The following is a 24,675-nucleotide window of genomic DNA, read 5'->3' on the forward strand; positions in this document are numbered from 1 at the left end:
CTGGTCATTCTCACTAAGGATATGGTTAATTTTACTACCTGTTGGTTTTTTGTTCGAGAGGTTGGTTCATTTATATGAACGACAATTAATTAATTTAGTCTATTAATTATGGGGTTACTGATTTTTTTAAAGTTGGCATGCTACTTGTAATACCTATTGTATAATCAACTAGACGAGTGTTTAGTTGTCATCAACCAGCACAATAAAGGATTCCATTATGTCTATTTTAACTTCAACTAACGTTATTCGTCGTAGTGTTCAGTTATCAGTTGCTGCAGCATTATTGGTTACCGCCAGTGTTTCGGCACAGGCTGATGAAATGTCAACCGCTAATACAGTTGCTGCACTTGAACAGACTATGACCCAAGCTAGTCAAGAAATGATTGCCAATGTAAAACAAGAGTTAATGTTGTCGTTGCAAACTCAAATAGCTGAACAGGTATTTGAAATGAATTCAGCCCTAGAGTTTGCTAGCTTTGAACAACCACAAACCACAATAACCTTGACCACTGAGAACAAGTAATGGATTGGGCAATGAATATAGCTTTGGTGCTGCCATTAATGTCGTTATTGTTATTGCCAGTGATCAGTTTTGCACTGTGTGCGACAGTAGTCAGCTGGCTATTATGGCCAAGCATTAATGACCAAGCTTAATCTGAACACCATTACTGACTAGGATAAACCTGGTTGAGTACGAGAGGATAATATGAAGCGTTTAATCGATAGATTACAAGATGAAACTCGGATCGTATGTGGCGTATCAGCTAAGTTGGCTAAACAATACGGCTGGTCATTACTTTGGACACGTGTTGTGACACTAGGGCTCGTTGTCAGTAATCCCAGTATCGGTTTGTTAGCTTACTTTGTGATAGCCGTAGTGATGAGTCAAAAAACGACTCGATTTTAACGTCTACCCAGCACTAAATACTTCTCCGAGTTAGATGAGTTCAGCCGCTTTTTGTTGGCCCCCGATTAAGGGTAACAATAAGCTTGATGCGGCTTCAGGAACCAAGGACAGACTAACAAATGGCATCTTAGCCCTATTGTCGGCATACACTAAGTCGCAATGAAGTAGCAAGGTTGTACCCATTCCCACCGCAGCCCCGTCACAGCAGACACAACCGGTTTTTTAAGACCCAATAAGCAAAGCAAGAATGTAACCGTTGGATGCCCCTCGACTAATTGACCACTCTTGAGGACATCTGCTTTCTCATTACCTGATGTAGAGCCATTTTCTGTACCATGTACCATGAAGCATAAAGGCACGTATTGGGATTAACGACCAAGACAGCCATCAATGTTTAACTGACTTTATTAGATCTATGAGTGGAAAAGGTTGCAGTGTTTTACCATTGATGCGCGAAAGCATGGTTACAAGGCTTAAGCTCGAAAGCAAATTGTGACATCCCGCCGTTAGATTATGAGTGTGTTTACCCGCTAAAACGTTGACTCATTCATTCATTCATTCATTCATTCATTCATTCATTCACTCAGTCATTTCATTTAACACCCCGGTGATAGCTGGCCATTTATTTCAGCTGTTCACCCTTTTTACATGGGTTAACAAAAGGGCTGGTCATTCTCACTAAGGATATGGTTAATTTTACTACCTGTTGGTTTTTTGTTCGAGAGGTTGGTTCATTTATATGAACGATAATTAATTAATTTAGTATATTAATTATGTGGTTACTGATTCTTTTAAAGTTGGCATGCTACTTGTAATACCTATTGTATAATCAACTAGACGAGTGTTTAGTTGTCATCAACCAGCACAATAAAGGATTCCATTATGTCTATTTTAACTTTAACTTCAACTAACGTTATTCGTCGTAGTGTTCAATTATCAATTGCTGCAGCATTACTCGTTACCGCCAGTGTTTCGGCTCAGGCTGATAAAATCTCAATCTCAAATACGGTTGCTACGCTTGAGCAGACGATGACCCGAGCTAGCCAACAAATGATTGCCAATGTAAAACAAGAGTTAATGTTGTCGTTGCAAACTCAAATAGCTGAACAGGTATTTGAAATGAATTCAGCCCTAGAGTTTACTAGCTTTGAACAACCACAAACCACAACAACCTTAACCACTGAGAACAAGTAATGGATTGGGCAATGAATATAGCTTTGGTGCTGCCATTAATGTCGTTATTGTTATTGCCAGTGATCAGTTTTGCACTGTGTGCGACAGTAGTCAGCTGGCTATTATGGCCAAGCATTAATGACCAGGCTTAATCTGAACACCATTACTGACTAGGATAAACCTGGTTGAGTACGAGAGGATAATATGAAGCGTTTAATCGATAGATTACAAGATGAAACTCGGATCGTATGTGGCGTATCAGCTAAGTTGGCTAAACAATACGGCTGGTCATTACTTTGGACACGTGTTGTGACACTAGGGCTCGTTGTAAGCACCCCCAGTATCGGTCTGTTAGCTTACTTTGTGATAGCCGTAGTGATGAGTCAAAAAACGACTCGATTTTAACGTCTACTCAGCAGTGGGTAAACGGGGCCATGACTTTCCCCGTAGACAGGTTATATCGAGTAGGATATTTATTTTTGTAAGAAAGCTTGGAAGCGTTGTTTAGCTTCATCACTTTGTAAACGTTTAGAGAACTGAACTAATTCTAACTTCATTTGTGCTTTTACTTGTGCCTGATTATGGCGTAAAAGCTGTTTCGATGCTTGAAGTGACTGAGGTGGTTGTGCAGCAAGTTTTTTCGCTTGAGCTAAGCTGAAACTCAATAAATCGGCATCATCGACCACTTTATTAATAATATTTAATTCTGCCGCTGTCGTAGCATTAAATGCTTCTCCGAGTAAGATGAGTTCAGCCGCTTTTTGTTGGCCCACGATTAAGGGTAACAATAAGCTTGATGCGGCTTCAGGAACCAAGGCCAGACTAACAAATGGCATCTGAAATTTAGCACTATTGTCGGCATACACTAAGTCGCAATGAAGTAGCAAGGTTGTCCCAATTCCCACCGCGGCCCCTGTCACAGCAGCCACAACCGGTTTTTTAAGATCCAATAAGCAAAACAAGAATTTAACCGTTGGATGCTCCTCGACTAATTCACCACTCTTGAGGAAATCTGCGATATCATTGCCTGATGTAAAACAGTTTTCTGTACCATGAAACATAAAGGCACGAATATCGTTGTCGGCTTCACCTTGGATCAGGTATTCTGTGAATTGCTGATACATTTCTAGATTAAAGGCATTGCGCTTTTCTGGACGATTAAAACTGATGATCCGTACGCCTTGATCATCTCTTACCTGAATATGACTCATTCGTAGCTTCCTGTTGTGAACGCGAGTGGGATTACATGGAGTTTAAGACATTGAAAGCAATATTCAAACATCTGTTTAACTTTTTAGTGCTATCATCAATTTCATTCGCAGCCAGCGCTAACGTTGTGTTGGTTGATGGTCATGTAAGAGCAATGCCTGCGAGTGTGCCCAATACCGCGGCTTATTTTACGCTAGAAAATCATAACAACAGCGATGTTAAGTTAGTTGAAGTGAAGACGAGTGCGGCAAAAGTAGCGCAGTTACATACAATTATTGAAGAAGATGGCATGGTTAAAATGCGCCAAGTCGAAGGGTTTACTATACCGTCCCACGGTTCGTTAACGCTTCAACCTACCGGGGATCATGTGATGTTATTGTCGTTAACCGCGCCATTGGCTATTGATGATAAAGTGCCTTTAACATTAATTTTTGACGATGGTCAGCAACTTATGATTGAGCTTCCCGTGCTTAAGAAAGCCGAGACTCAACATGATGAACATCATCACCACAATTAAGGAGCAATATTGATGCAAGTAACAAGGAATAAAATATTAGCCGTTGTTGGTGTGCTTTGTTTAGTACTTTACTTTATGAGTGTGTGGTGGAGTGTTGCACCTGATCCAATTAAACCGGTATCGTCGAAAACAGATAACGGTAAGTTAATTGTGGGTTATGCCACAACAACGTCATTAATTGCCACAATGGAAACCTTGCTGGATAAACCCGGAGGTTGGCTCTCTAATGATATTATGCCTCCGTCGGTAATGATGGATAACATGCCTGCATTTGAGTTTGGTGCATTAGAACAGGCGCGAGATTTAGCGCTAACAATGCGTAAAGAATTTAGTCGTTCACAGTCGCAGTCCACTGCGGATGATGATTTATTAACGGCACATTCGAAGTTAAACATCGATAATACCAGTTGGTTAGTGCCAAGTGCCGAAGGTGAATATCGCGATGCGATCAAATTATTGAAACTTTATCGCGCTAAAATCAACGATGCAGAGAACAATAATGCGCAGTTTTATGCTCGTGCAGACAACCTCAATGAATGGCTTAAAGAAGTTCAAAAACGCTTAGGTAGTATCTCACAAAATTTATCTGCCAGTGTCGGCCAAGAACGGTTAAATACTGATCTAGCAGGTGATATTTCTGCGCGTCAATCGACCCCCGGTTTATCGAGCAATGAAATTAAAACAAGTTGGTGGAAAATTGACGACGTATTTTATCAAAGTCGTGGTTCCGCTTGGGCATTATTGAACTTTATGCGGGCCATTGAAGTTGATTTTGCCGATGTATTAGCAAACAAAAATGCTGCGGTCAGTTTACGTCAAATTATTCGTGAACTTGAAGCAACTCAACAAACAGTTTGGAGCCCTTTGGTTCTTAATGGAAACGGTTTTGGTTTAGTGGCTAATCACTCGTTGGTGATGGCTAATTATATTTCGCGTGCAAATGCCGCGGTAATTGATTTAACGAATTTACTCTCACAAGGATAATGATGAAAAAGACTCTTATTGCCACCGCTTTAGTGGGCCTGTTAAGCGTGTCATCGGCTCATGCGGCAACTGTATTAGGTTTTAAAGTCGGCGCTGATTACTGGCAGGCCGACACCACAAATGCATTTAATGATGATAGTGCTGTTGCCCACAGCTTTAATGATGATTCATCTCAAGGTAGCGTATGGATTGCTGTTGAACATCCATTGCCGTTTGTGCCTAATGTTAAAATTCGTGAAAATCGCCTTGAGTCGAGCACGAGCATTAGCAATGCGGACTTTAATTTTAATGGTCACAGCTATAGCGGTGCGGCGTCGGTCATTAATGACTTAAGTAATACTGACTTTGTGTTGTATTACGAAATCCTAGATAACGACTTAGTGTCTGTTGATTTAGGTGCCGCCTATAAATTAATGAGCGGTTCATTACGAGTTGCTGATGCCGGTCATCCTGAAGAAGTGGATATCGACAGCGGTATCGTGATGGGGTACGCCAGTGCACAAGTTGGCATGATTGGTTTAGGCTTGTTTGGCTTTGCTGATGTGATGTTAGGAGTGGACGAATCTAATGTACATGACTATGGTGCTGGTTTGGGATGGCAGTTTGACGGATTAGCTGTTGATACTGCTATTCGTGTTGGTTACCGTGAGTTTAATTTTGATGTGAGTAACTTCTCTGGTGTGACGCAAAACACTGACTTTAGTGGCGCATTTGCTGGTGTTGAATTAGTTTTCTAATTGCAGACTATGTTAAAAGATCGTGCTAAAAGATCGAGCAAAAATATTGTGTTAATAATTGTATGCTCACAAAAAAACCGCCTATTGGCGGTTTTTTTATAGGAGATTAATCACTACTGAGCAATTAGTCCGCTGTTAATCGAGATAACATCATCTTCGGATAATGTACCCGCAGCCTGTTTTAGGGCCAATATAGAATTGATATAGCCATAACGCGCTTCAGACAATTGACGCTTTGAATCGTATAAATCACGTGTACGGTTCAGCACATCAACAATCGTACGCGTACCCACTTCAAATCCAGCTTGAGTGGCTTTTAATGCGCTTTCAGATGAAATCACCGATTGCTCATAGGCTTTTATTGAACTGATAGAAGCGTTAACGTTATTAAAGTTATTACGTACGTTCTTAGTTACACTGCGATGAGTTTGTTCTAATCTCTCGCTTGCTTCCACATATTGGAACTGAGCCTGTTTCACTTGCGAAGTCACTTTAAAGCCTTCGAAAAGCGGAATGCTCAAGGTTACACCAATATTGGTATTGTCATAATCTGGACCTGGAGTCTGGTCAACGCCTTTGTTATAGCCGGCATTTAAGTTAAGTGAAGGCATGTGGCCAGCTTTGTACAATTTAATCGTCTCATTGGCGATATCTTTGGCGATACGTTGAGTCATTAAATCGATGCTACTGGTTTCGGCCATTTTTAACCAAGCCGCAGATGATGCTGGGGCAGGTGTAACGGCTGAAAAACGGTTAGTATCAAGAATATCAATTGATTTATGATCTACACCAGTAATTTCACGTAATGCTTCGTAGCTATTGTCTAGGGTATTTTGAGCAAGAATTTCTAATGCTGATGCTAGGTCATATTGTGCTTGTGCTTCATGAACATCAGTAATTGCCGTTAAGCCTACGGCAAAACGTTGCTTAGTTTGCTCAAGTTGGCGTTCAATTGCTGCTTTTTCTGCACCTTGGAACTCGAAGTTATCTTTAGCCGTTAATACATCAAAATAGGCTTTAGTGACACGGGTAATCAGCGATTGTAATGTCGATGCATAAGCAGAGTCTGCTTGAGACGCTGCCATTTCAGCAAGGTCTAAACCTACCCATGCACTGTGATCGTAAATAACTTGAGTTAAGTTAACACCACCTATTAATCCGTCGCTATCTTCTAAAGGATCATTCCACGCTTTAGCGTAGCCAACGTTTGCACTGATACTAGGCAATAACGGTGCACGATTTTCTTCAATACTTTCGTATAAGGCATCACGTTGTGCTTTGGCTTGTAAAACGATAGGGTCGCTAGTGAGTGCTTTTTGATAAATTTGAAGTAAATCGTCAGCTTGTACTGCTGGTGCTGCAATAGCAAATGCTAATGCTGCGTATAATGAACCAATTTTGAATTTCATTTGCTGCCCTTTTTAGACAATTCCTCGGTAAGATGAGGTGTTGATTAACTTATAAATTTGGTCATGTCCTCCGTTAAGATAATGAGATAACATTATTCAGTCTTAACGCGGCAATCAGTGTTAACTTACTTGCTTAATGAGTATGCATAATAATTTACAGCAGATATCGTCGTTCAACATCCACAACGCATTGCTCATTGCATTTTATTCACCATATGTTTATTACTGCATATTGTGCACTACTCACATATTGTGCGCTAACTGATAGTAGTGATCTTTTCATTTTCAAGTCAAATTTGAAGTGTAACAGATTTTATTTTAATTAGACCTGTTTTTGCTGATGCAAGCTTAAATGCTTAGTTATTAATTATGTTAATTTAAACTGTAAAATGACCAGATGGTTTACGTTTTGATAGATGAGGATAAATATGTCTGAGCAAGCCGCTATAACCACCTTTGACGCAGAGTCTGGGTTTAGTTTGATATCTAAAAAAGTATTATACAAAGGATTCTTCCAGTTGGACGAATACACCTTTAAGCATAAGCTGTTTAAAGGAGGCTGGAGTGGTGAGGTGAGGCGTGAGGTCTTTGAACGAGGCCATGCCGTTGTTGTAATACCTTATGATCCAATTCGTGACGAAATCGTATTGATAGAGCAAATCAGGGTTCCAGCATTAGCGACCACTAAATCAATCTGGCTTCTTGAGTTAGTGGCAGGTATAATTGAACCCGGCGAATTACCCGAGAAAGTGGCAGAACGTGAATTAGCGGAAGAAGCCGGATTAAGTTTATTAGGCTTAACATTTATAAACAGCTATTTGGTCAGTCCTGGCGGCACAACAGAGCGTTTTCATTTGTTTTTGGGGCAAGTCGATGCCACCAAAGCGGCTGGAATACATGGACTCGAACATGAAAATGAAGATATTCGGGTTCATGTTGTCAGTCGCGAGCAAGCTTATCAATGGGTAAACAATGGTCGTATCGATAATGCGGCGACGGTGTTGGGTATCCAATGGTTGATGCTGAATTACCAACAAATTCGTGACTCACTTTAACTTGTTGAATAGGATTGTGAGCAAGATAGGAATGATTGGGTGGCAGAGTTTAATCTGAAAAAAAAGCAAAAATATCAACCTAATGTCAGTGTTTTTTTAGCTGTGTGTGGTAGAAATTATGCACGTATTTTAAAATGGTTACCCGAAAAAATGAGCGTTAATGTGCCATGGCAGATTGAAGGTCAATTTGGTACCTTGTCGATCAATCTTCTTGAAAATACTAAGTATACTCAGCTAGTCGAAATATCTCGTCCTATACCCAATGGACATTTTTTTAAAACTCCCAAAGCAACTGTTCGTGTTTATCATGATGCTCAATTAGCAGAAGTGTTAACTAGCCAACAGATTTATCGCTTAAAGCCAATGTATGATTACCCTAATATACATATGCATCATAGCGATGAAAAATTTCAGGTGAATGCATTCCTTGAAGATCTGTTGAAGATTGGGTCTCGGAGAGTGACTTGCCAATCATAGCTATTTTATTCTTTTACCATGTTGGGAATCTTTAGTGCTTAAAGACGCAGTGCATTATTCTGTTACTGAAAATGAGCCTGTACGATTAGTACAAGTGACGGATCCGCATCTCTTTTCTGATCCAGAAGGACAACTGCTAGGTGTTAATACGGCCCAAAGTCTCCAAGCGGTGTTAAATACCTACATAGCCACTCAATATCCTGCTCATTTATTGTTAGCAACCGGTGATATTAGCCAAGATTACTCACCTGAGTCTTATCAGCATTTTGTGCAAAAGATTGAAATGTTAAATCTGCCTTGCCATTATTTACCCGGTAACCATGATGACCCTCGCTTGATGAGCTTGCGTATGCAAGGTGAAAAAGTGTTTGGCCAACAACGGGTGGTTATTGGTAAATGGCTGATATTAATGCTTGATTCTACTCTTCGAGGTAAGCCTGGTGGCCATATGGGCGAGCGACAATTTGCCTTAATAGATGCTGCAATTAACGCTGAACCCGATAAACATGTCTTGTTAGTGATGCATCATAATCCGATCTTAATGCAGTGCGCTTGGTTAGATCAGCACTGTATGATGAATGGAGAAGAGTTTTTGCAACGGACCAGCCGTTACCCGCAAGTGAAAGGTATTCTTTGGGGGCACGTACACCAACAAGTGGATAATATTCATTTAGGGGCGCATGGTCCTATTCAATTAATGGCGACACCGTCAACGTGTATTCAATTTAAACCATTATCATCCTATTTTGCCTTAGACCATCTTCAACCCGGTTATCGTTTGCTGGAGTTGGCAGGCGATGGTAGCATTCGTACTAACGTGTATCGCGTGCCAGGAAATCTATTTGCGCCAGATAATGAGGCCAGCGGATACTAGTTTACCGCGCCATATTATGTTAATAAGGACGCCCTTAGTGCTAATTAACCGTCTCGCGAGGGAATATGCTGCTTTATATACATGGTTTTAATAGTTCTCCACGGTCAGATAAGGCCATTCAAACCGCACACTATATTCAGCAACATTATCCACAAGTCGATTTTCACCAACCACAATTACCTTCGTCACCCATTGCTGCAATTACTTTACTGTGCAATATCACTGAGCAAGCGAAACGGCAAGGGCAGACATTGCGCTTTATTGGCTCGTCGTTAGGTGGTTATTTTGCCAGTTATTTAGCCGAAACCTATGGTGGTAGAGCCGTGTTGATTAATCCGGCGGTAAAACCGTTCGAATTATTTGAACAGTTTATCGGTCCTCAATATAATCCTTATACTGATGAGCATTATCAAGTGTTACCGCAGCATCAATATGATGTTGCTCAGTATAATACTCATGTGATCCGACATCCTGATCGTTTTCTCGTGCTGTTGCAAACTGGTGACGAAGTGTTAGATTATCGACAAGCACTACATAAGTACCATAGCTGTGAATTACATTTAGAGCCTAATGGTGACCACAGTTTTGTTGGCTATGAACAACAATTAGACAAAATATGTAAATTTATTCAGCTGTAACGTTTTAGCGTTACAAACAACGATCAATTTGAGCTAACTTTGGCTCTATCTAACTCCAAATGTGTGGATTATGACCAACCAATATACTTCTGACGCTATTGAGGTCCTTAATGGACTTGACCCGGTAAAACGCCGTCCTGGTATGTATACCGACACCTCTAGGCCTAATCACCTTGGTCAAGAGGTTATTGATAACAGCGTTGATGAAGCTCTGGCGGGACACGCGACTAAAATTGAAGTTGTACTCCATGAAGATAATTCCCTTGAAGTGACCGATGATGGCCGGGGTATGCCGGTGGACATTCACCCAGAAGAAGGCATTCCTGGGGTTGAACTTATTCTGACTAAATTGCACGCAGGTGGTAAGTTTTCGAATAAAAGCTACCAGTTTTCAGGTGGTTTACATGGGGTGGGTATTTCGGTCGTCAATGCGCTTTCTCTGCGTGTTGAAGTCAGTGTTCGTCGTGATGGGCATGTATATGAAATGGCCTTTGAAAATGGTTTTAAGGTTGAAGAACTGGTCGTGACGGGCACTTGTGGGCGCCGTAATACGGGAACTCGAGTGCATTTCTGGCCCGATACCAGTTATTTTGACTCGGCTAACTTTTTGGCCAGTAAATTAATTTATATACTACGAGCTAAAGCGGTATTGTGCCCCGGTTTACGCATCAAGTTTACCAATAAACAAAATGGTGAAGTGTATGACTGGTTTTATGAAAGCGGCTTAACCGATTACCTCAAAGAAGCGATAAAAGATTCTGTATTGTTACCTGAAGAGCCGTTTGTTGGCAGTTTTAAAGGCAAATTAGACGCCGCTGAGTGGGCGATTACTTGGTTGCCTGAAGGTGGGGATAGTTTGAGTGAAAGTTACGTTAACTTAATTCCGACACCATTAGGTGGTACTCATGTAAATGGCTTTAGACAAGGTTTGCTTGAGTCTATGCGTGAGTTTTGTGAATTTCGCAATCTTGTTCCTCGTGGTATTAAGCTATCGCCCGAAGATATTTGGGATCGTGCAGCGTTTATCTTATCGACAAAAATGCAAGATCCACAGTTTTCTGGCCAAACCAAAGAAAAATTATCCAGTCGTCAAAGCTCTGCCTTTGTTTCTGGTGTTGTTCGTGATGCCTTTTCTTTGTGGTTAAACTCCAATACTGAGTTAGCAGAACAACTAGCAGAATTGTGCATTAGTAATGCACTGCGACGTTTAAAAGCAGCTAAAAAAGTGGCGCGTAAAAAAGTGACTTCTGGGCCAGCATTACCGGGTAAGCTAACCGATTGCAGCGGTCAAGATCCGATGCGAGGTGAGTTATTTTTAGTGGAAGGAGACTCGGCTGGCGGCAGTGCAAAACAAGCTCGAGATCGTGAATTTCAAGCCATTATGCCGTTAAGAGGTAAAATTTTGAATACTTGGGAGGTCGATTCCTCGCAAGTGTTAGCCTCGCAAGAGGTGCATAATATTTCGATAGCGATTGGTTGCGATCCTGACAGCGATGATATTTCAGAATTACGTTATGGTAAAATTTGTATTCTAGCGGATGCAGATTCTGATGGACTGCATATTGCGACATTGTTGTGTGCGTTGTTCTTAAAGCATTATCGTGTATTAGTGAATAATGGGCATGTGTATATTGCTATGCCGCCGCTATTTCGTATTGATATCGGCAAAGAGGTTTTTTATGCTCTGGATGAAGCTGAAAAAACGGGGATCTTAGACCGTATTACCGCAGAAAATAAAAAAGGTAAGGTGCAAGTGACTCGCTTTAAAGGCTTGGGTGAAATGAACCCATTGCAACTGCGTGAGACCACTATGGATCCTAACACCCGACGCTTAGTTCAATTGACTATTGATGACGCCGATGAGACGGTAGCCTTGATGGATATGTTACTGGCTAAAAAGCGTGCTCCAGATCGTAAGACCTGGTTAGAAAGTAAAGGCGACTTAGCGTCACTTTAGTCGTGTTTGTTACTGCCAATAAGAATGTATAACATAAGGCAAAAAGATAATTAACATGCAGTATATTAACGTACGATTTTATCTTAACCTGGGCAGTAAATTTGCTTGCGCAGGTATAATATTATTAGGCTTTTTCCCCACACTCGCCATTGCCGCACAATCGGTGATGATCACTGTCACCAAAGGGTTTGGATTAAGCTTGTATGCCTCTGATTTAGGCGATATTAAGCAAATGACCGTGGGCGATAACGGTACTTTATTTGTCGGGTCTCAAAAAAGTGGCACCGTGTATGCGTTGGTTGATAGTGATCAAAATGGCCAAGTGGATAAGCGTTACCTTATCGCAAGGGGGTTAGATTACCCTGATGCGTTAGCCTTCCATAATGGTTCGCTATACGTCACTGAAGACGACCGTATCATTCGCTTTGAAGAAATAGAATCTCGTCTTCGCCGTCCTAGTCGAGCACGTGAAGTCTATTCAAATTTGCCAAGCTTAGATAAGAAATATTCTCGTTCGATGCACTTTGGCCCCGATGGACTGTTATATGTTGCCATTGGTTCGGCATGTAATGTCTGTGAATCACCTTCGCCATTTGGCAGTATTTTGGCCATCGATGTTGATCCCGGCGCCAGTGAGCAAGTTGCGTTTGGCCTTAGGAGTGTGACAGGTTTTGATTGGTCACCGGTGACCAACAAGTTGTGGTTTGCTGATTTAGGTCGTAATTGGATGGGCGATAATATTCCACCTGATGAAATAAACCGTTTAGAAATTAAAGGTAGCCACTTTGGTTTTCCTTATTTACACGCCACAGATGTGATTGAGCCTGCCTATGATAAACCTGAAAATTTAAATATCAGCGTGCCTGAATTCGAACTGCCAGCACACGTTGCCCCAACCGGATTAAGTTTTTACCGAGGAGAGCAATTTCCAGAACGTTATCGTAACCAAATATTTGTTGCTGAAAATGGTTCATGGAATCGTTCAAGTAAAGTGGGCTATCAAATTGTGATGCTGAGTATTGAAGATAATAAAATTAGTAAACGTGAAACCGTGGTGAGTTTTTTGGATGGAGAATTTCCCGTCGCACGTCCATTTGATGTGATTAATGCGCCAGACGGCGCAATGTACATTTCAGATGATTTAAAAGGTAATATTTACCGTTTGTTTTATAACGCACCCGAACAATCACAGGATATGAAATAATGAGTGATGCGATTGAATTAAGTCTTGATGGCGTAGAGCAAATGCCGCTTAGGCGCTTTACTGAAGAGGCTTATTTAAATTATTCCATGTACGTGATTATGGATCGTGCTTTACCGCATATTGGCGATGGTTTAAAACCTGTTCAGCGTCGTATTATTTTCGCCATGAGTGAATTAGGGTTATCGGCACAGTCTAAACACAAAAAATCAGCCCGTACTGTGGGTGATGTTTTAGGTAAATATCATCCACACGGTGATAGCGCATGTTATGAAGCGATGGTGTTAATGGCTCAGCCATTTTCCTATCGATATCCACTGGTTGACGGCCAAGGTAACTGGGGCGCGCCAGATGATCCTAAGTCATTTGCGGCAATGCGTTATACCGAAGCTAGACTATCAAAGTTTTCTGAAGTGTTATTGTCGGAATTAGGTCAAGGAACCGTCGATTGGGGGGTTAACTTTGATGGCACCATGAAGGAGCCTAAAACCTTACCTGCCCGATTACCGCATATTTTATTGAATGGCATTACCGGCATTGCGGTGGGCATGGCAACAGACATTCCACCACATAACGTGCGTGAGTTAGTTTCAGCTTGTGTTGAGCTTATCGATAATCCAAAAACTGATTTAGCCCGACTCATGGAGTTAGTGCCAGGTCCTGACTACCCGACTGAAGCCGAAATCATCACCCCTAGAGCCGATATTGAGCGGATTTATGATACCGGGCGTGGTTCAATCAAAATGCGCGCGGTTTACAAAGAAGAGCATGGTGAAATTGTCATTACCTCATTACCGCATCAAGCAAGTAGCGGTAAGATCCTAGAGCAAATTGCCAATCAAATGCAGGCAAAAAAGCTGCCGATGGTGTCTGACTTACGTGATGAATCTGATCATGAAAACCCAGTGCGATTAATCATTGTTCCTCGATCAAGCCGTGTTGATTGTGATCAGTTAATGACCCATTTATTTGCCACTACGGATCTTGAAAAAAGCTTTCGGGTTAACTTAAATGTGTTGGGACTTGATGGCCTCCCTAAAGTGAAAGGGCTAAAGCAACTATTAACCGAATGGTTAGAGTTTCGGATGACCACTGTAACGCGCCGCTTGCAATATAGACTCGATAAAGTGTTAGCGCGATTACATATTTTAGAAGCCTTGATGATCGCATTTTTAAACATTGACGAAGTGATCGAGATTATTCGTTTTCACGATGAGCCTAAAGCTGAGTTGATGTCTCGGTTTACCTTGTCAGATAAACAAGCAGAATCAATTTTAGAATTAAAGTTACGTCATTTGGCCAAGCTTGAAGAATTTAAAATCAAAGCTGAGCAAGACGAGTTAGCCGCCGAGCGTGACAAATTAGAATTATTATTAAGCTCAGATCGTCGTTTAAAAACCTTAGTCAAAAAAGAATTGATTCAAGATGGCGAGATTTATGGTGACAATCGTCGTTCGCCTATTATTGAACGTATTGATGCCAAAGCACTGACTGAACAAGAGTTAACCCCAACTGAACCTGTCACTGTCGTGTTGTCAGATAAAGGTTGGGTACGTTGTGCTAAAGGTCATGATGTTGATGTAAAAGGCTTGTCTTATAAGTCTGGCGACAGTTACCTGTGCAGCGTAATGGGTAAAAGTAATCAGGCGGCGGTGTTTATTGACTCAACAGGGCGAGCATTTACAACCGACAGTCACACGTTGCCTTCAGCCAGAAGCCAAGGTGAGCCGATTACCACGCGCTTTAATATGGCGCCTAACGCGGTAATGCAACATGTATTAATGGGTGAGGAAGAGCAGTTCTTCTTGTTGGCAACCGATGCGGGTTATGGCTTTATTTGTGCTTATCCTGATTTAGTCAGCCGTAATAAGGCGGGTAAGGCGTTACTAAGCCTACCAACGAATGCGTTAGTCATGCTGCCAAAGTTAATTAATAAAACCGCAGGTCAATCTTTGTTAGCCATAACTTCTGAAGGCCGCATGCTGATGTTTAGCTTAGATGCTTTGCCACAATTATCAAAAGGTAAAGGCAATAAAATTATCGGTATTGCTACTGAGCGAGCTAAAAATCGCGAAGAATTACTATTGCATCTGTGTGTGGTTCCTCAAAATGCCTCAGTAACGTTATGGGCGGGCAAGCGTAAGTTAACCTTGAAACCAAGTGATTTAGAGGAATATCGAGGTGAACGCGGACGAAGAGGTGCTAAGCTACCAAGAGGTTTACAACGAGTGGATAGTGTTGATGTTGACAGTGCCCATGTAGACAGTGAGCCAGGGGTAGACGATTCTGCGCAGGCGTTCGATTAACGCTTAGATTAACGCTTAGATTAATGGCGTAGATTAACGCTTTAGATTAATGGCGGAGATTAATGGCTTATTTCAGGATCACATGGTTTCGTTAACCTTGTTGTTTGTCTGAACATTGCGAGGGTCGCATTAATGTTAGTGAACCAGCCCTGAATTTTTCGGTTAGTAAATCGCTAAAGAATGAAAAAAAAGCTGCTCATATGAGCAGCTTTTTTTATGAAAAGGAAATATTTTATGCAACTTCATAGAAATTGGGTTCGTACTCTAACTGAGTCTGAATGATTTGAGTTGCCATCCGAGCACATTTTCCACATTGGTCTGAAACGCCCAAACGCTTTCTCACGTCAGCAAGTGAGCAATCACCTTGGCTAACGGCTGCTTTAATTTGAGTGTCTGTAATGGCATGACAAAGACAAACGTACATAGAGAAAGCCTCTTCATTTAAAATGGGTCAGAGCTAAGAAAGTAACCTAATTCTAAATGAAAATAGTTATCATTGGCAATACCTTTCTTGTAAATATAATGATTATTTTTAATACAGTATGATCTACATCACTTTTTATGAAAAATTGAAGACTTGCAATGAAGCCGTATTTAACGAATTAGCCTATCTATTGTTCCGATCTGAGGTTAAACAATGCTATTTCAGCCCGTTTTAGTAGCCATGGCTAGCATCGACGACATAGTGCAATGATTTGGACTGTTGCCATCGGCAATAGTTTTGGCTAAATATTTGTACTACTTGTTCGGGAAAACTTGGCGCAGCGATATGTGGAGTAATAGTGACGTTATCGTAATGCCATAGTGGATGGTTAGCAGGCAAGGGCTCTTGTTCGAACACATCTAATATGGCTTGGCGCTGTGGGCATAGCATCAGTTCAGTTTGTAAAGCTGTCAAATCAATTGCGTTACCTCGGCCAATGTTAAATAACATGGCATCAGGTTTTAATAAAGGCAGATTTTCGGCATTTAATAGATGCTTGGTTTGAGGTGTATCGGGTAATACGCTGACAATGACATGTGCATGGGGCAAATAATCGGCTAATTTATCCATCGTGTCGATGCGATTAAAGCCACTCACGAGTGCGCCTTGGCGATTGAGCCCGCTGACTGTCATGCCAAAATGGTGGGCTGTTATCGCAAGGTGTTGAGCGATGGAGCCCGTGCCTAGTATTAATAGTTGTTGCCCTTGCAAAGTTCGGTAACTGCCTGGTCGCCAAAGCTGCTGGTGTTGTTGCTGCGTATACTGGGCATGGTGTCGATAATGGCTTAATAGGTAGCCAAAAACATATTCACTCATTAGCGGGCCAAAGACGCCGCGAATATTGGTCAGCAAATAATCATGTCGTAATGATGGCTGCATTAACGCATCGACACCCGCAAAGGTTGATTGTAACCATTTAAGCGCTGTTGCATGGGGCAGTAATGGTGCGGCTAAATGGGGTTCTGCTAACCAAATATCAGCATCATTAATATTGCTGAGCGTGTCATCGCCAGTATCAACGAGAATGTCATCGACAATTTCGAGATCTGGCAATGAATGCTTTGCCAATAATTGGCGATATTGATCGTTCTCTCTGGTCAGCAATAATAATTTATTCGCCATAGGGATTCCATGATTTAGTCTTGATACGTAGACGGCTTATTCAAACCAACCATGGTAGTCCACTGTGACCGGCATCATTGCTATTGCCATCGCTTTGTCTGGATAATTACTGAAAACACCGTCGACACCCATTGCTTTTAACGCTTGAATATCTTCATGATGATCAACGGTATACACAAATACTTTACCGCCGCGCTGATGGGCGTCATCAATAATAGCTTGATTAATAAAACTCACGTCAAGATTGATCGAATAGGCATTAAGCGTCGTCATTATTTGAGCTAAGTCTAGCGGGATCCCCGCCAGTAATGGGGCGATAATAGCTTGTGGGAAAGTGTTTTTTATCTGAGCCAAATAGGGGTGGTTAAATGATGATATTAACAGTTGTTCTGGGGTGTAATTGAGTTGCTCAAGGGCTTGAGGATATAATGCAAGAAAGGGTTTTACGCAGCCAACGCCTTTTAATTCGATGTTGACGCTGCACAAGCCTTCGCTTTTTGTGCTTATCCGTTCGAGTGCCTGCCATAACGTGGGGATCGCTTGTCCGCCGACGGTAAATAGAGCCAGAGCTGCTTTTGTGGTTAAGTGGATCAGCCCTGTTCCGGTTGACTTACCTTCTAAACGGCGATCATGAAACACCACTAATTCACCTTCAACGCAATGCACATCAAGTTCAATGGCACTAACACCCAAATCGAGTGCTTTGTCTATAGCAATTAAGGTATTTTCAGGTTCATAACCGCTGGCGCTGCGGTGAGCAAAAACGAGCATAGCTGTCCTTAATTAAGACTTGAATTAGCCTTTATATAATCCGGTGGATTCTTTAGGCATATGATTAATATGAATGTCCATCTGCGGATAGGCAAGTTCGACATTATTTTCTTTAAGCTTTTTATTAATGAGTTTATGCAAGCTGTGGCGTAACGGCCAACGATCCGACATGTCTTTCGCATACGAACGAATTTCGTAATCTTGTGTGTGTCGACCAAAACCGGCGAACCATACTTCTGGCTCCGGTATGGCTAATGATAAATCACATTCAAGCACGGCTTGATGAAGTAACATTTCGACTTTGGTTGGATCAGCATCACGAGATACCGATACTGTTACGATCACACGAGTTATCGGATCGGACAACGACCAGTTAACCAGTTGTTCGGTAATAAAGGCTTTGTTTGGCACAATAATTTCTTTGTGATCAAAGTCGACAATCGTAGTCGCTCTGATTTGGATTTTACTGACTGTACCTGATAGGTCGCGGATAGTAACGGTATCGCCAATACGAATGGGTTTTTCAAATAGAATAATCAAACCAGAAATAAAGTTAGCAAAAATTTCTTGTAAGCCAAACCCCAAGCCTACTGAGAGTGCCGCAACTAGCCATTGCAATTTAGCCCATTCCATCCCAAGAGTTGAAAAACCAAACAGTATGCCAAAAAACACCACTAAATAACTGCTCACAGTGGTAATGGCAAACCCGGTTCCTGGCGATAAATCTAATCTTTGCAATAACGTCAGTTCCATCAAACCGGGGAGGTTTTTAGCAATAACTAATGAGAAACCTACTAACATAATTCCAAATAGAATTGATTTCAATGTAATGGGCACTTGTTGCTCAATACCATTTACATTGCTGTTGGTGGTCCATAAAGTAATGCCATCTAAAAACGAGAATACCGCAGTATGCGTTTGCGCCAAAATGCCCAATAAGCTGGCGAAGAAGGCCAAAATTAAAATTGATCTCACTAAGCCCAGTGACTGGCTGGAAATGGTTTCTAAATCAACAATCGGTTCTTCATAGGTTTCTATTGGTTCATTGTTTTGTAATTCGTCTCTTTCTCGTTGTGCAAGTAACTCTGCACGCTTGGCTTTGGCACGATCAAATGCGATTAAACGGCGTTCAATCAACATCCAACGCTTAATTAACTGGTAAGTCAGCAAGAAGCCCAAGCCTAATAATACCGAAATTTGTAGCTGTAATAGAAGTTGGAATGCGGTGAAGTAGTAGCCGATCACCGCCAAGATTGCGCTAAAAACAGGGGTCCCGATCAGTATTGCCCATAGCGCTTTTTGAATGATAGCCATATTAGTGGCGCTAGGCTTATTTTTGCGATATTGGCCAATAAGTAACATGACTTCTTTATACAGCAGGAATAGCACAACACAGAAAACGATAAACGCACCACGGCCAAGACTGTTGCGTACTAATGAGGTATCTAACGCTTCGGTAAAGCCCATTAAACCGATTAATGGCGCAGATACCATGACAAACGAAGCCATGGTTTGTTGTGCTTGTTGGACAATTTCCTTCGGTCGTCGGAAATGACTGATCAAAATACCTTTATCAAGGGTTAACAAGAAAAAGAACTGATATATCAGATAACTGACACCAATAGCTAAAATGCCAATTCCCACGGCATACACCAGATTTTGTTCTGATCGCGAGAAAATAATCCCTGCCATTATCACCGGTAACGGCCTTATTAAGGCGTACGTTAAGCTGATGATTAGGGTTTTAATGGTGTATTTAAATTTATCTTGAGTCACATTGCCAACATATACTGCATAGCGACTAATCGCTTCATTGAACTTAGGTGTCAGCATGTCTTGTGCCATTAAACAACACAAAAATAAAATGCCCCACCAAGCCCAATAATTACTTTGTTCAGACCAAGCTTGTTGTAACGACTGCCACTGACTCGGTTGCAGTAACCAGACACTACTGTGACTTAAGTCAATTAACCATAAAGCGCCAATGCTAGGCGCATTGGGCACCCAAAATAGATGTTCGTTAAGAGTGTTTTTTAATGTGGTATGTAATTGATTTAATTGTTCATAACCAATGCGTAACTTAGCAAATTCAGCTAGATATTGATCGTAACTTTGCGATAGTTGATTGATTAGCTCTTGTTGTGATTGCAGTAATTTAATCTGGGTTTCATTAAACATGTCGCGGTTATCAAGTTGCTGGCTGTTCAGTGCTTGTTGCTGTTCTAATTTGTAGCGTTGTAAACGAGCATCGGCTAATTCTGTTTGCAGTTTGTCTAGATTGGGTGGCTTAGGTAATGATTGCAGCATCTGCAAAAAACGATCGCCAAAGGCGGAGTTAGTTTTAACCCAGGTAATTTGCTCAAGTACGTTTGATAGTTGGGCATTTTGTGATTGATAGCGTTTCTCAATTCGTTGTTGATTCTCGATCGCAGATTTTATATTACTGGTGAGGGTCTGTAATTGTTCAGCATAGTGCTGATTTACTTCGCTAAGTTCTTGAGATAATGGATCGGCAAGCTCTTGGGCATCAATTAAGTTATTGGCTATGGTGTCTGCGGTTTGCTGCTGGCGAGACTCAATGTTGTGTTTGTTGATAAGCTCAATAAAGATTCCTTGTTGGCTTAAAGACAAGCGATTGAGCTGCTGTTGTAGTTGAGTAATTTCTAACTGCTGAGGGTTAGCTAATTGTTCAGCTTGTAAGGTCACAATATGCTGCGCGAGCAGTTCTGCCTGAAGTTTGTTACGTTGGCCTAATGGAATATCAATTGGCGATTTTAGGGTTTTATTATGTTGCGTTAAGGCATTTTGTGCTTGAACAATTAAATCAGGTAATTGCGTTTGGCGTTGTGAAATCAGACGTAACTGCTGATTAAGGCTCGATTCGGTCTCTTTTAATTCCGATAAATGAAAATAGGCCATTGAAGCTTGCTGGTTAAGATCGATTTCAACATTTAGGCTTAACGGTTTCTGTGCTTCAGCAAGTTGCTCTGCCAGTGAGAGTTTTGCTTCGTTGTTAGAGCGTTCGATATTGGTATAGGTTTGTTGTTCAATTTGCAGCTTTTCAATGCTGCTTTCGAGTTCTATAATTTGAGATTGTATATCAAGCGGCTGATTTTCAGATTGGCTATTGAGCCCCAAACGCTTATCTAGGGTTAGGGGGGTAATAGCAAATACAGAAACTGACAGTATATTTGCTATAAGAAAACACAGAAATAAACACGCTAAACGTAACATAATACTTGGCTCAGGCTGGAGTATGGTCATGGTAGCAAATTTGCGAGATTATGATCTATATTTTTGATGTCTTTGCTGAGTTTCAAATAAAGCTGTCGCAACAATCATTATTTATTTAATCGTGGTTGGAGTGGTCTGTTGCTCGTCTAAAATGCTGCGTGCTAGCACCAATCATAAAAAGGGGGTAACACGATACTACAGCGCTATTTTTGCGCTTAAAAAGCGCAATGCAGTGGTAAATGAGCAATGAGTTTACAATATAAAGCCGTACCACTCAAAAGCAGTACGGCTCAATATAGTTCAATTAATTCAGGGTGTGGTTTAGTGGTGGCGAGTTATTGCTGGTTGAATTTGGCGAACGGTTGACCCATACGCGTGGTTTCACCTGGTTCGACACCATCAGCAAATGTTGCAATGGCATCTTGCGCAAATAACATCACCACAGTGCTGCCTAGTTTAAAACGACCCATTTCAGCGCCTTTTTCTAAGGTAACCGCTTCTGGGCCTGTGGTTGGATAGTCCCAGCTAAACACTTGCTTACCACCTGGTGGGGTCACTGTACCGGACCAAATTGTTTCAATACTGGCTACAATTGTTGCACCTACCAGTACCATTGCAAGTGGGCCTGCTTCGGTTTCAAAAATAGCCACCACACGTTCATTACGGGCAAATAGTCCGGGCACATTTTGAGCCGTAAGAGGATTAACCGAGAATAAATCGCCTGGCACATAAGTCATTTTTGATAATGTACCTGTGATTGGCATGTGGATCCGGTGGTAATCTTTTGGAGCCAAGTAAATAGTGGCAAAATCGCCATCATCAAAACGTGCAGCATCATTCTTATCACCCCCTAATAATGCTTCGGTCGTATAACTGTGACCTTTGGCTTGGAAAATGTTACGAGCGTCAATTGAACCACATTGACTTATCGCCCCATCAACCGGGTGCGCCATGAAATGGCTGTCTTGGCAGATAGGTCGCAGTTGAGGCTTTAACGCCCGGGTAAAAAAGGCATTGAAGGTTTTATAGGCTTCGGGCTCAGGTTGCAATGCTTCTGACATATCAATTTTGTATTGTTTGATAAACCATTTAATCCCTGCCGTGGTGATAACGCCTACTTCTGCAGCGGCAAATTTGCCCACTAAGCGCGACAGAAAGTGTTTTGGCAACATGTATTGCAAAGCAATTTTAATTGAGTCCAATGTGTTTCCCTTTTCTCTCATCTGGTTGAACGATAAAATTTTATTCTACAGCCTACTATTTCTACAGCCTAGTCTTTATAAAGAGTATTAGGCATACAGAATATTATTCATCAATGGCACGGAAATGTCGTGCATGACGTTGTTCATCTAAACTGGCAATAATACGCTGATAATTACTAAAGCGGTCTTTGGTTATTTTTCCATCAGCTAAGGCTTGCTGTAAAGCACAACCCGGGTCGTCGCCATGTTTACAATCGCGGAACTTACATGTTCCTAAAAAATCTCTAAATTCGATAAAACACCAACCGACTCTGATGGCATCTAAATGCCATAACGCAAATTCGCGTATACCAGGAGAGTCAATTAAATCACCGCCGCTGACAAAATGCAGTAACTTGGCCGTGGTCGTCGTGTGTTGACCTAAACCTGAGTTATCGGACACATCGCCAATTAATAGTTCAGCTTCTGGCATTAAAGCATTGATTAAGGAAGACTTGCCGACACCCGATTGGCCAGCGAAAACACTGACTTTGTTATTGAGTAAATCTTTAATGTCATCTACGCCTTCGCCTGTGTGGCTACTGATCCGATAAACCGGATAACCAATATCTTGGTAGCGTGTCAAAGCTCGTTCGATTTCATCACGATTGGTATCATCTAATAAATCAATTTTGTTCAGAATGATGATAGGTCGAATATCGGTATCTTCAGAAGCCACTAGATATCGATCAATAATTTGGGTGGTAAAGCTAGGCAAAACCGATGACACAATTAAGATTTGATCGATGTTGGCGGCAATAATTTTTACGCCGTCGTATAAATCTGGTCGAGTTAAAGAAGATTTTCGTGGGTGAACGGCTACGACAATACCACCGATACTGGAGCCGGATTGGACTTCAGTCGCGAGTCTTACCACGACTTTATCACCCGTGACTAAACTGGTGACCGCGCGACGAATATTACATCGCGAGACCATACCGTTTGCAGTTTCAATATCGGCATGCTGACCAAAGCGAGAAATAACCACACCAGCTTGCTCAGGACCTAACAGATTGTCCTGTAACTCGGCATGTTGAGTGTTATCGTCATTGCGCTTTAATCGCTTAGTCTGATTAGCGCGCATTCGGCGTAATTGGCCCTGACTTAGGGGTTTCTTTTTACTCACAGGCTTATCTTCATTAAATAGGTGTTTTTTTGTGTGTCAAAAAAACAGTATGATACACACTCTTTTATAAAAATGCCTGAATTTAGGCGACAGATAACATAAGGCGGCATAAATGGCTGTTGATGCGAATAATCTAATTTGGGTTGATTTGGAAATGACAGGCTTAGAACCCGCTGTGGATCGAGTTATTGAAATTGCCACCTTAGTGACCGACCAAGACCTTAATATCATTGCTCAAGGCCCTGTACTCGCGATTTATCAAACCGATGCGGCTCTAGCAGGCATGGATGATTGGAACCAAAAACATCACGGCCAGTCAGGATTGATTGACCGTGTGCGCGCCAGTAAATGTTCTGAACAAGATGCGATAACACAAACGATTGATTTTTTATCTCAGTACGTGCCTAAAGGCGCATCGCCAATGTGCGGCAACAGTATTGGTCAAGATCGTCGCTTTATGAATAAGTACATGTCGGAGCTTGAAGAGTATTTTCATTATCGCAATATCGATGTGAGTACCATCAAAGAGTTGGTTCGTCGTTGGAGCCCTGAAACAATGAATGGCTTCAGTAAGAAAAATACTCATCAAGCATTAGAAGATATCAAAGAGTCTATTGCTGAAATGCAGTTTTATCGCACAGAAGTATTTAAAATTTAACCAATTGAACAATTTTTTTAAAAAAGGGGGTTGCAGCGTAGTAAAATTTACCTATAATGCGGCCTCAACTTTCTACAGAGCGCCAAACTCTGAGTCATAGAAAGTTGTATTGAAATTTGAAAGTATGCGACATTAGCTCAGTTGATAGGTTGAAAGACAATACCTTGCAGATTGTTAAAATGAAGCAACCAGTACGCGACATTAGCTCAGTTGATAGGTTGAAAGACGATACCTTGCAGATTGTTAAAATGAAGCAACCAGTACGCGACATTAGCTCAGTTGGTAGAGCGATACCTTGCCAAGGTATAGGTCATCAGTTCGAACCTGATATGTCGCTCCAAATTTCTGTATGTTTTTAAAAGAAAGTGAAATATGTGCGACATTAGCTCAGTTGAGTTAATTGTAAGAGTCGATACCAATCTTGTTCCAAGGTATAGGTCATCAGTTCGAACCCCTCTTTATTTATAAAGAAGGTCGCTCCAAATTTCTGTTAGATTTTAAAAGAAAGCGAAAAGTGCGCGACATTAGCTCAGTTGGTAGAGCGATACCTTGCCAAGGTATAGGTCATCAGTTCGAACCTGATATGTCGCTCCAA

23 protein-coding genes, 2 tRNA genes and 1 pseudogene are annotated in these 24,675 nt (G+C 41.5%); 17 read left to right on the forward strand and 9 right to left on the reverse strand.

The features are described from left to right. Positions 1-217 precede the first annotated feature (217 nt). A complete protein-coding gene (locus AAEY93_RS04415) occupies positions 218-523 on the forward strand; it encodes a hypothetical protein (RefSeq protein ID WP_351075153.1) in 306 nt (101 codons plus the stop codon). A gap of 183 nt (positions 524-706) precedes the next feature. Continuing rightward, complete coding sequence (locus AAEY93_RS04420) at positions 707-907, forward strand: PspC domain-containing protein (protein ID WP_351075155.1); 201 nt, start codon at positions 707-709, stop codon at positions 905-907. 33 nt (positions 908-940) lie between these two features. Here AAEY93_RS04420 and AAEY93_RS04425 read toward each other — a convergent pair. Continuing rightward, positions 941-1,254 (reverse strand): annotated as a pseudogene (locus AAEY93_RS04425) (enoyl-CoA hydratase-related protein); the annotation flags it as partial. A gap of 535 nt (positions 1,255-1,789) precedes the next feature. On the opposite strand from AAEY93_RS04425, the gene AAEY93_RS04430 reads away from it, so the two are divergent. Both AAEY93_RS04430 and AAEY93_RS04435 read left to right on the forward strand, forming a co-directional pair. After that, the gene (locus AAEY93_RS04430) at positions 1,790-2,101 is read left to right on the forward strand and encodes a hypothetical protein (protein WP_351075157.1); all 312 of its coding nucleotides are present in this window, start codon (positions 1,790-1,792) and stop codon (positions 2,099-2,101) included. A 183-nt stretch (positions 2,102-2,284) separates the two neighbouring features. Beyond that, the gene (locus tag AAEY93_RS04435; RefSeq protein WP_351075159.1) at positions 2,285-2,485 is read left to right on the forward strand and encodes a PspC domain-containing protein; all 201 of its coding nucleotides are present in this window, start codon (positions 2,285-2,287) and stop codon (positions 2,483-2,485) included. 68 nt (positions 2,486-2,553) lie between these two features. Here AAEY93_RS04435 and AAEY93_RS04440 read toward each other — a convergent pair whose 3' ends face one another. After that, entirely contained in the window at positions 2,554-3,291 is a 738-nt protein-coding gene (locus AAEY93_RS04440) for an enoyl-CoA hydratase-related protein (RefSeq protein ID WP_101034134.1), read from the reverse strand. 35 nt (positions 3,292-3,326) lie between these two features. Between AAEY93_RS04440 and AAEY93_RS04445 the strand changes: the two genes are divergently transcribed. The 3 genes from AAEY93_RS04445 to AAEY93_RS04455 are packed head-to-tail and all read left to right on the forward strand — an operon-like array spanning position 3,327 to position 5,527. Beyond that, on the forward strand, positions 3,327-3,806 hold the full coding sequence (locus AAEY93_RS04445; RefSeq protein ID WP_101034135.1) for a copper chaperone PCu(A)C: 480 nt from the start codon (positions 3,327-3,329) through the stop codon (positions 3,804-3,806). Between the two features lie 12 nt (positions 3,807-3,818). Then, a complete protein-coding gene (locus AAEY93_RS04450) occupies positions 3,819-4,790 on the forward strand; it encodes a DUF2333 family protein (protein WP_101034136.1) in 972 nt (323 codons plus the stop codon). Positions 4,791-4,792: 2 nt separating this feature from the next. Then, entirely contained in the window at positions 4,793-5,527 is a 735-nt protein-coding gene (locus AAEY93_RS04455; protein WP_124012459.1) for a TIGR04219 family outer membrane beta-barrel protein, read from the forward strand. 113 nt (positions 5,528-5,640) lie between these two features. On the opposite strand, the gene tolC is transcribed toward AAEY93_RS04455, so the two are convergent. After that, positions 5,641-6,936, reverse strand: a complete 1,296-nt coding sequence (gene tolC / locus AAEY93_RS04460) for an outer membrane channel protein TolC (protein ID WP_101034138.1) — start codon at positions 6,934-6,936, stop codon at positions 5,641-5,643. 428 nt (positions 6,937-7,364) lie between these two features. Between tolC and nudF the strand changes: the two genes are divergently transcribed. The 7 genes from nudF to parC all read left to right on the forward strand — a co-directional run bounded on the left by nudF (position 7,365) and on the right by parC (position 15,444). Continuing rightward, positions 7,365-7,991, forward strand: coding sequence for an ADP-ribose diphosphatase (nudF, locus tag AAEY93_RS04465; RefSeq protein ID WP_101034139.1), 627 nt, complete (start codon positions 7,365-7,367; stop codon positions 7,989-7,991). Positions 7,992-8,030: 39 nt separating this feature from the next. After that, positions 8,031-8,468 carry a DUF1249 domain-containing protein gene (locus AAEY93_RS04470; protein WP_335686790.1) on the forward strand — a complete coding sequence of 146 codons (438 nt, stop codon included), beginning with the start codon at positions 8,031-8,033 and terminating at the stop codon, positions 8,466-8,468. A 34-nt stretch (positions 8,469-8,502) separates the two neighbouring features. Next, complete coding sequence (gene cpdA, locus AAEY93_RS04475) at positions 8,503-9,342, forward strand: 3',5'-cyclic-AMP phosphodiesterase (protein WP_124012456.1); 840 nt, start codon at positions 8,503-8,505, stop codon at positions 9,340-9,342. Positions 9,343-9,407: 65 nt separating this feature from the next. Beyond that, complete coding sequence (locus AAEY93_RS04480) at positions 9,408-9,980, forward strand: YqiA/YcfP family alpha/beta fold hydrolase (protein WP_101034142.1); 573 nt, start codon at positions 9,408-9,410, stop codon at positions 9,978-9,980. A 70-nt stretch (positions 9,981-10,050) separates the two neighbouring features. Next, positions 10,051-11,937, forward strand: coding sequence for a DNA topoisomerase IV subunit B (gene parE, locus AAEY93_RS04485; protein ID WP_101034143.1), 1,887 nt, complete (start codon positions 10,051-10,053; stop codon positions 11,935-11,937). A gap of 55 nt (positions 11,938-11,992) precedes the next feature. Continuing rightward, positions 11,993-13,141, forward strand: coding sequence for a PQQ-dependent sugar dehydrogenase (locus AAEY93_RS04490; RefSeq protein WP_124012455.1), 1,149 nt, complete (start codon positions 11,993-11,995; stop codon positions 13,139-13,141). After that, complete coding sequence (gene parC / locus AAEY93_RS04495; RefSeq protein ID WP_351075166.1) at positions 13,141-15,444, forward strand: DNA topoisomerase IV subunit A; 2,304 nt, start codon at positions 13,141-13,143, stop codon at positions 15,442-15,444. Before AAEY93_RS04490 ends, parC begins: the two co-directional genes overlap by 1 nt. Before the next feature lie 232 nt (positions 15,445-15,676). Here parC and AAEY93_RS04500 read toward each other — a convergent pair whose 3' ends face one another. The 6 genes from AAEY93_RS04500 to rsgA form a co-directional block, all read right to left on the reverse strand. Further along, entirely contained in the window at positions 15,677-15,868 is a 192-nt protein-coding gene (locus AAEY93_RS04500; RefSeq protein WP_101034146.1) for a bacterioferritin-associated ferredoxin, read from the reverse strand. 231 nt (positions 15,869-16,099) lie between these two features. Then, positions 16,100-17,050: a D-2-hydroxyacid dehydrogenase gene (locus AAEY93_RS04505; protein ID WP_351075169.1), complete on the reverse strand. Its 951-nt coding sequence runs from the start codon at positions 17,048-17,050 to the stop codon at positions 16,100-16,102. A gap of 36 nt (positions 17,051-17,086) precedes the next feature. After that, a complete protein-coding gene (locus AAEY93_RS04510) occupies positions 17,087-17,821 on the reverse strand; it encodes a glycerophosphodiester phosphodiesterase (RefSeq protein WP_335686794.1) in 735 nt (244 codons plus the stop codon). A gap of 24 nt (positions 17,822-17,845) precedes the next feature. Next, positions 17,846-21,085 (reverse strand): mechanosensitive ion channel domain-containing protein, encoded by a 3,240-nt coding sequence (locus tag AAEY93_RS04515; protein ID WP_502959548.1) that lies wholly within the window; start codon positions 21,083-21,085, stop codon positions 17,846-17,848. Positions 21,086-21,390: 305 nt separating this feature from the next. After that, entirely contained in the window at positions 21,391-22,257 is an 867-nt protein-coding gene (asd, locus tag AAEY93_RS04520) for an archaetidylserine decarboxylase (RefSeq protein ID WP_351075171.1), read from the reverse strand. 103 nt (positions 22,258-22,360) lie between these two features. Further along, on the reverse strand, positions 22,361-23,422 hold the full coding sequence (gene rsgA / locus AAEY93_RS04525; protein WP_351075173.1) for a small ribosomal subunit biogenesis GTPase RsgA: 1,062 nt from the start codon (positions 23,420-23,422) through the stop codon (positions 22,361-22,363). A 112-nt stretch (positions 23,423-23,534) separates the two neighbouring features. Between rsgA and orn the strand changes: the two genes are divergently transcribed. The 3 genes from orn to AAEY93_RS04540 all read left to right on the forward strand — a co-directional run bounded on the left by orn (position 23,535) and on the right by AAEY93_RS04540 (position 24,674). After that, positions 23,535-24,080, forward strand: a complete 546-nt coding sequence (gene orn / locus AAEY93_RS04530) for an oligoribonuclease (RefSeq protein ID WP_101034152.1) — start codon at positions 23,535-23,537, stop codon at positions 24,078-24,080. Positions 24,081-24,344: 264 nt separating this feature from the next. Further along, positions 24,345-24,420: transfer RNA gene (locus tag AAEY93_RS04535), tRNA-Gly, on the forward strand. A gap of 178 nt (positions 24,421-24,598) precedes the next feature. Next, a tRNA-Gly gene (locus AAEY93_RS04540) sits at positions 24,599-24,674 on the forward strand. The last annotated feature ends 1 nt before the right edge of the window (position 24,675 follow it).

Origin of the sequence: Shewanella sp. CAL98-MNA-CIBAN-0140 (assembly GCF_040309905.1) — a bacterium.
Lineage (GTDB): Bacteria > Pseudomonadota > Gammaproteobacteria > Enterobacterales > Shewanellaceae > Shewanella > Shewanella psychromarinicola.

What these genes read in the sequence shown, in the direction of transcription:
- AAEY93_RS04510 (WP_335686794.1), bottom strand. Translation starts at nt 17,821, where the DNA reads ATGCTCGTTTTTGCTCACCGCAGCGCCAGCGGTTATGAACCTGAAAAT.
- AAEY93_RS04420 (WP_351075155.1), top strand. Translation starts at nt 707, where the DNA reads ATGAAGCGTTTAATCGATAGATTACAAGATGAAACTCGGATCGTATGT.
- tolC (WP_101034138.1), bottom strand. Translation starts at nt 6,936, where the DNA reads ATGAAATTCAAAATTGGTTCATTATACGCAGCATTAGCATTTGCTATT.
- parE (WP_101034143.1), top strand. Translation starts at nt 10,051, where the DNA reads ATGACCAACCAATATACTTCTGACGCTATTGAGGTCCTTAATGGACTT.
- parC (WP_351075166.1), top strand. Translation starts at nt 13,141, where the DNA reads ATGAGTGATGCGATTGAATTAAGTCTTGATGGCGTAGAGCAAATGCCG.
- AAEY93_RS04415 (WP_351075153.1), top strand. Translation starts at nt 218, where the DNA reads ATGTCTATTTTAACTTCAACTAACGTTATTCGTCGTAGTGTTCAGTTA.
- AAEY93_RS04515 (WP_502959548.1), bottom strand. Translation starts at nt 21,085, where the DNA reads ATGACCATACTCCAGCCTGAGCCAAGTATTATGTTACGTTTAGCGTGT.
- AAEY93_RS04450 (WP_101034136.1), top strand. Translation starts at nt 3,819, where the DNA reads ATGCAAGTAACAAGGAATAAAATATTAGCCGTTGTTGGTGTGCTTTGT.
- AAEY93_RS04430 (WP_351075157.1), top strand. Translation starts at nt 1,790, where the DNA reads ATGTCTATTTTAACTTTAACTTCAACTAACGTTATTCGTCGTAGTGTT.
- AAEY93_RS04440 (WP_101034134.1), bottom strand. Translation starts at nt 3,291, where the DNA reads ATGAGTCATATTCAGGTAAGAGATGATCAAGGCGTACGGATCATCAGT.
- AAEY93_RS04500 (WP_101034146.1), bottom strand. Translation starts at nt 15,868, where the DNA reads ATGTACGTTTGTCTTTGTCATGCCATTACAGACACTCAAATTAAAGCA.
- orn (WP_101034152.1), top strand. Translation starts at nt 23,535, where the DNA reads ATGGCTGTTGATGCGAATAATCTAATTTGGGTTGATTTGGAAATGACA.
- AAEY93_RS04480 (WP_101034142.1), top strand. Translation starts at nt 9,408, where the DNA reads ATGCTGCTTTATATACATGGTTTTAATAGTTCTCCACGGTCAGATAAG.
- AAEY93_RS04490 (WP_124012455.1), top strand. Translation starts at nt 11,993, where the DNA reads ATGCAGTATATTAACGTACGATTTTATCTTAACCTGGGCAGTAAATTT.
- AAEY93_RS04505 (WP_351075169.1), bottom strand. Translation starts at nt 17,050, where the DNA reads ATGGCGAATAAATTATTATTGCTGACCAGAGAGAACGATCAATATCGC.
- AAEY93_RS04445 (WP_101034135.1), top strand. Translation starts at nt 3,327, where the DNA reads ATGGAGTTTAAGACATTGAAAGCAATATTCAAACATCTGTTTAACTTT.
- AAEY93_RS04435 (WP_351075159.1), top strand. Translation starts at nt 2,285, where the DNA reads ATGAAGCGTTTAATCGATAGATTACAAGATGAAACTCGGATCGTATGT.
- AAEY93_RS04455 (WP_124012459.1), top strand. Translation starts at nt 4,793, where the DNA reads ATGAAAAAGACTCTTATTGCCACCGCTTTAGTGGGCCTGTTAAGCGTG.
- nudF (WP_101034139.1), top strand. Translation starts at nt 7,365, where the DNA reads ATGTCTGAGCAAGCCGCTATAACCACCTTTGACGCAGAGTCTGGGTTT.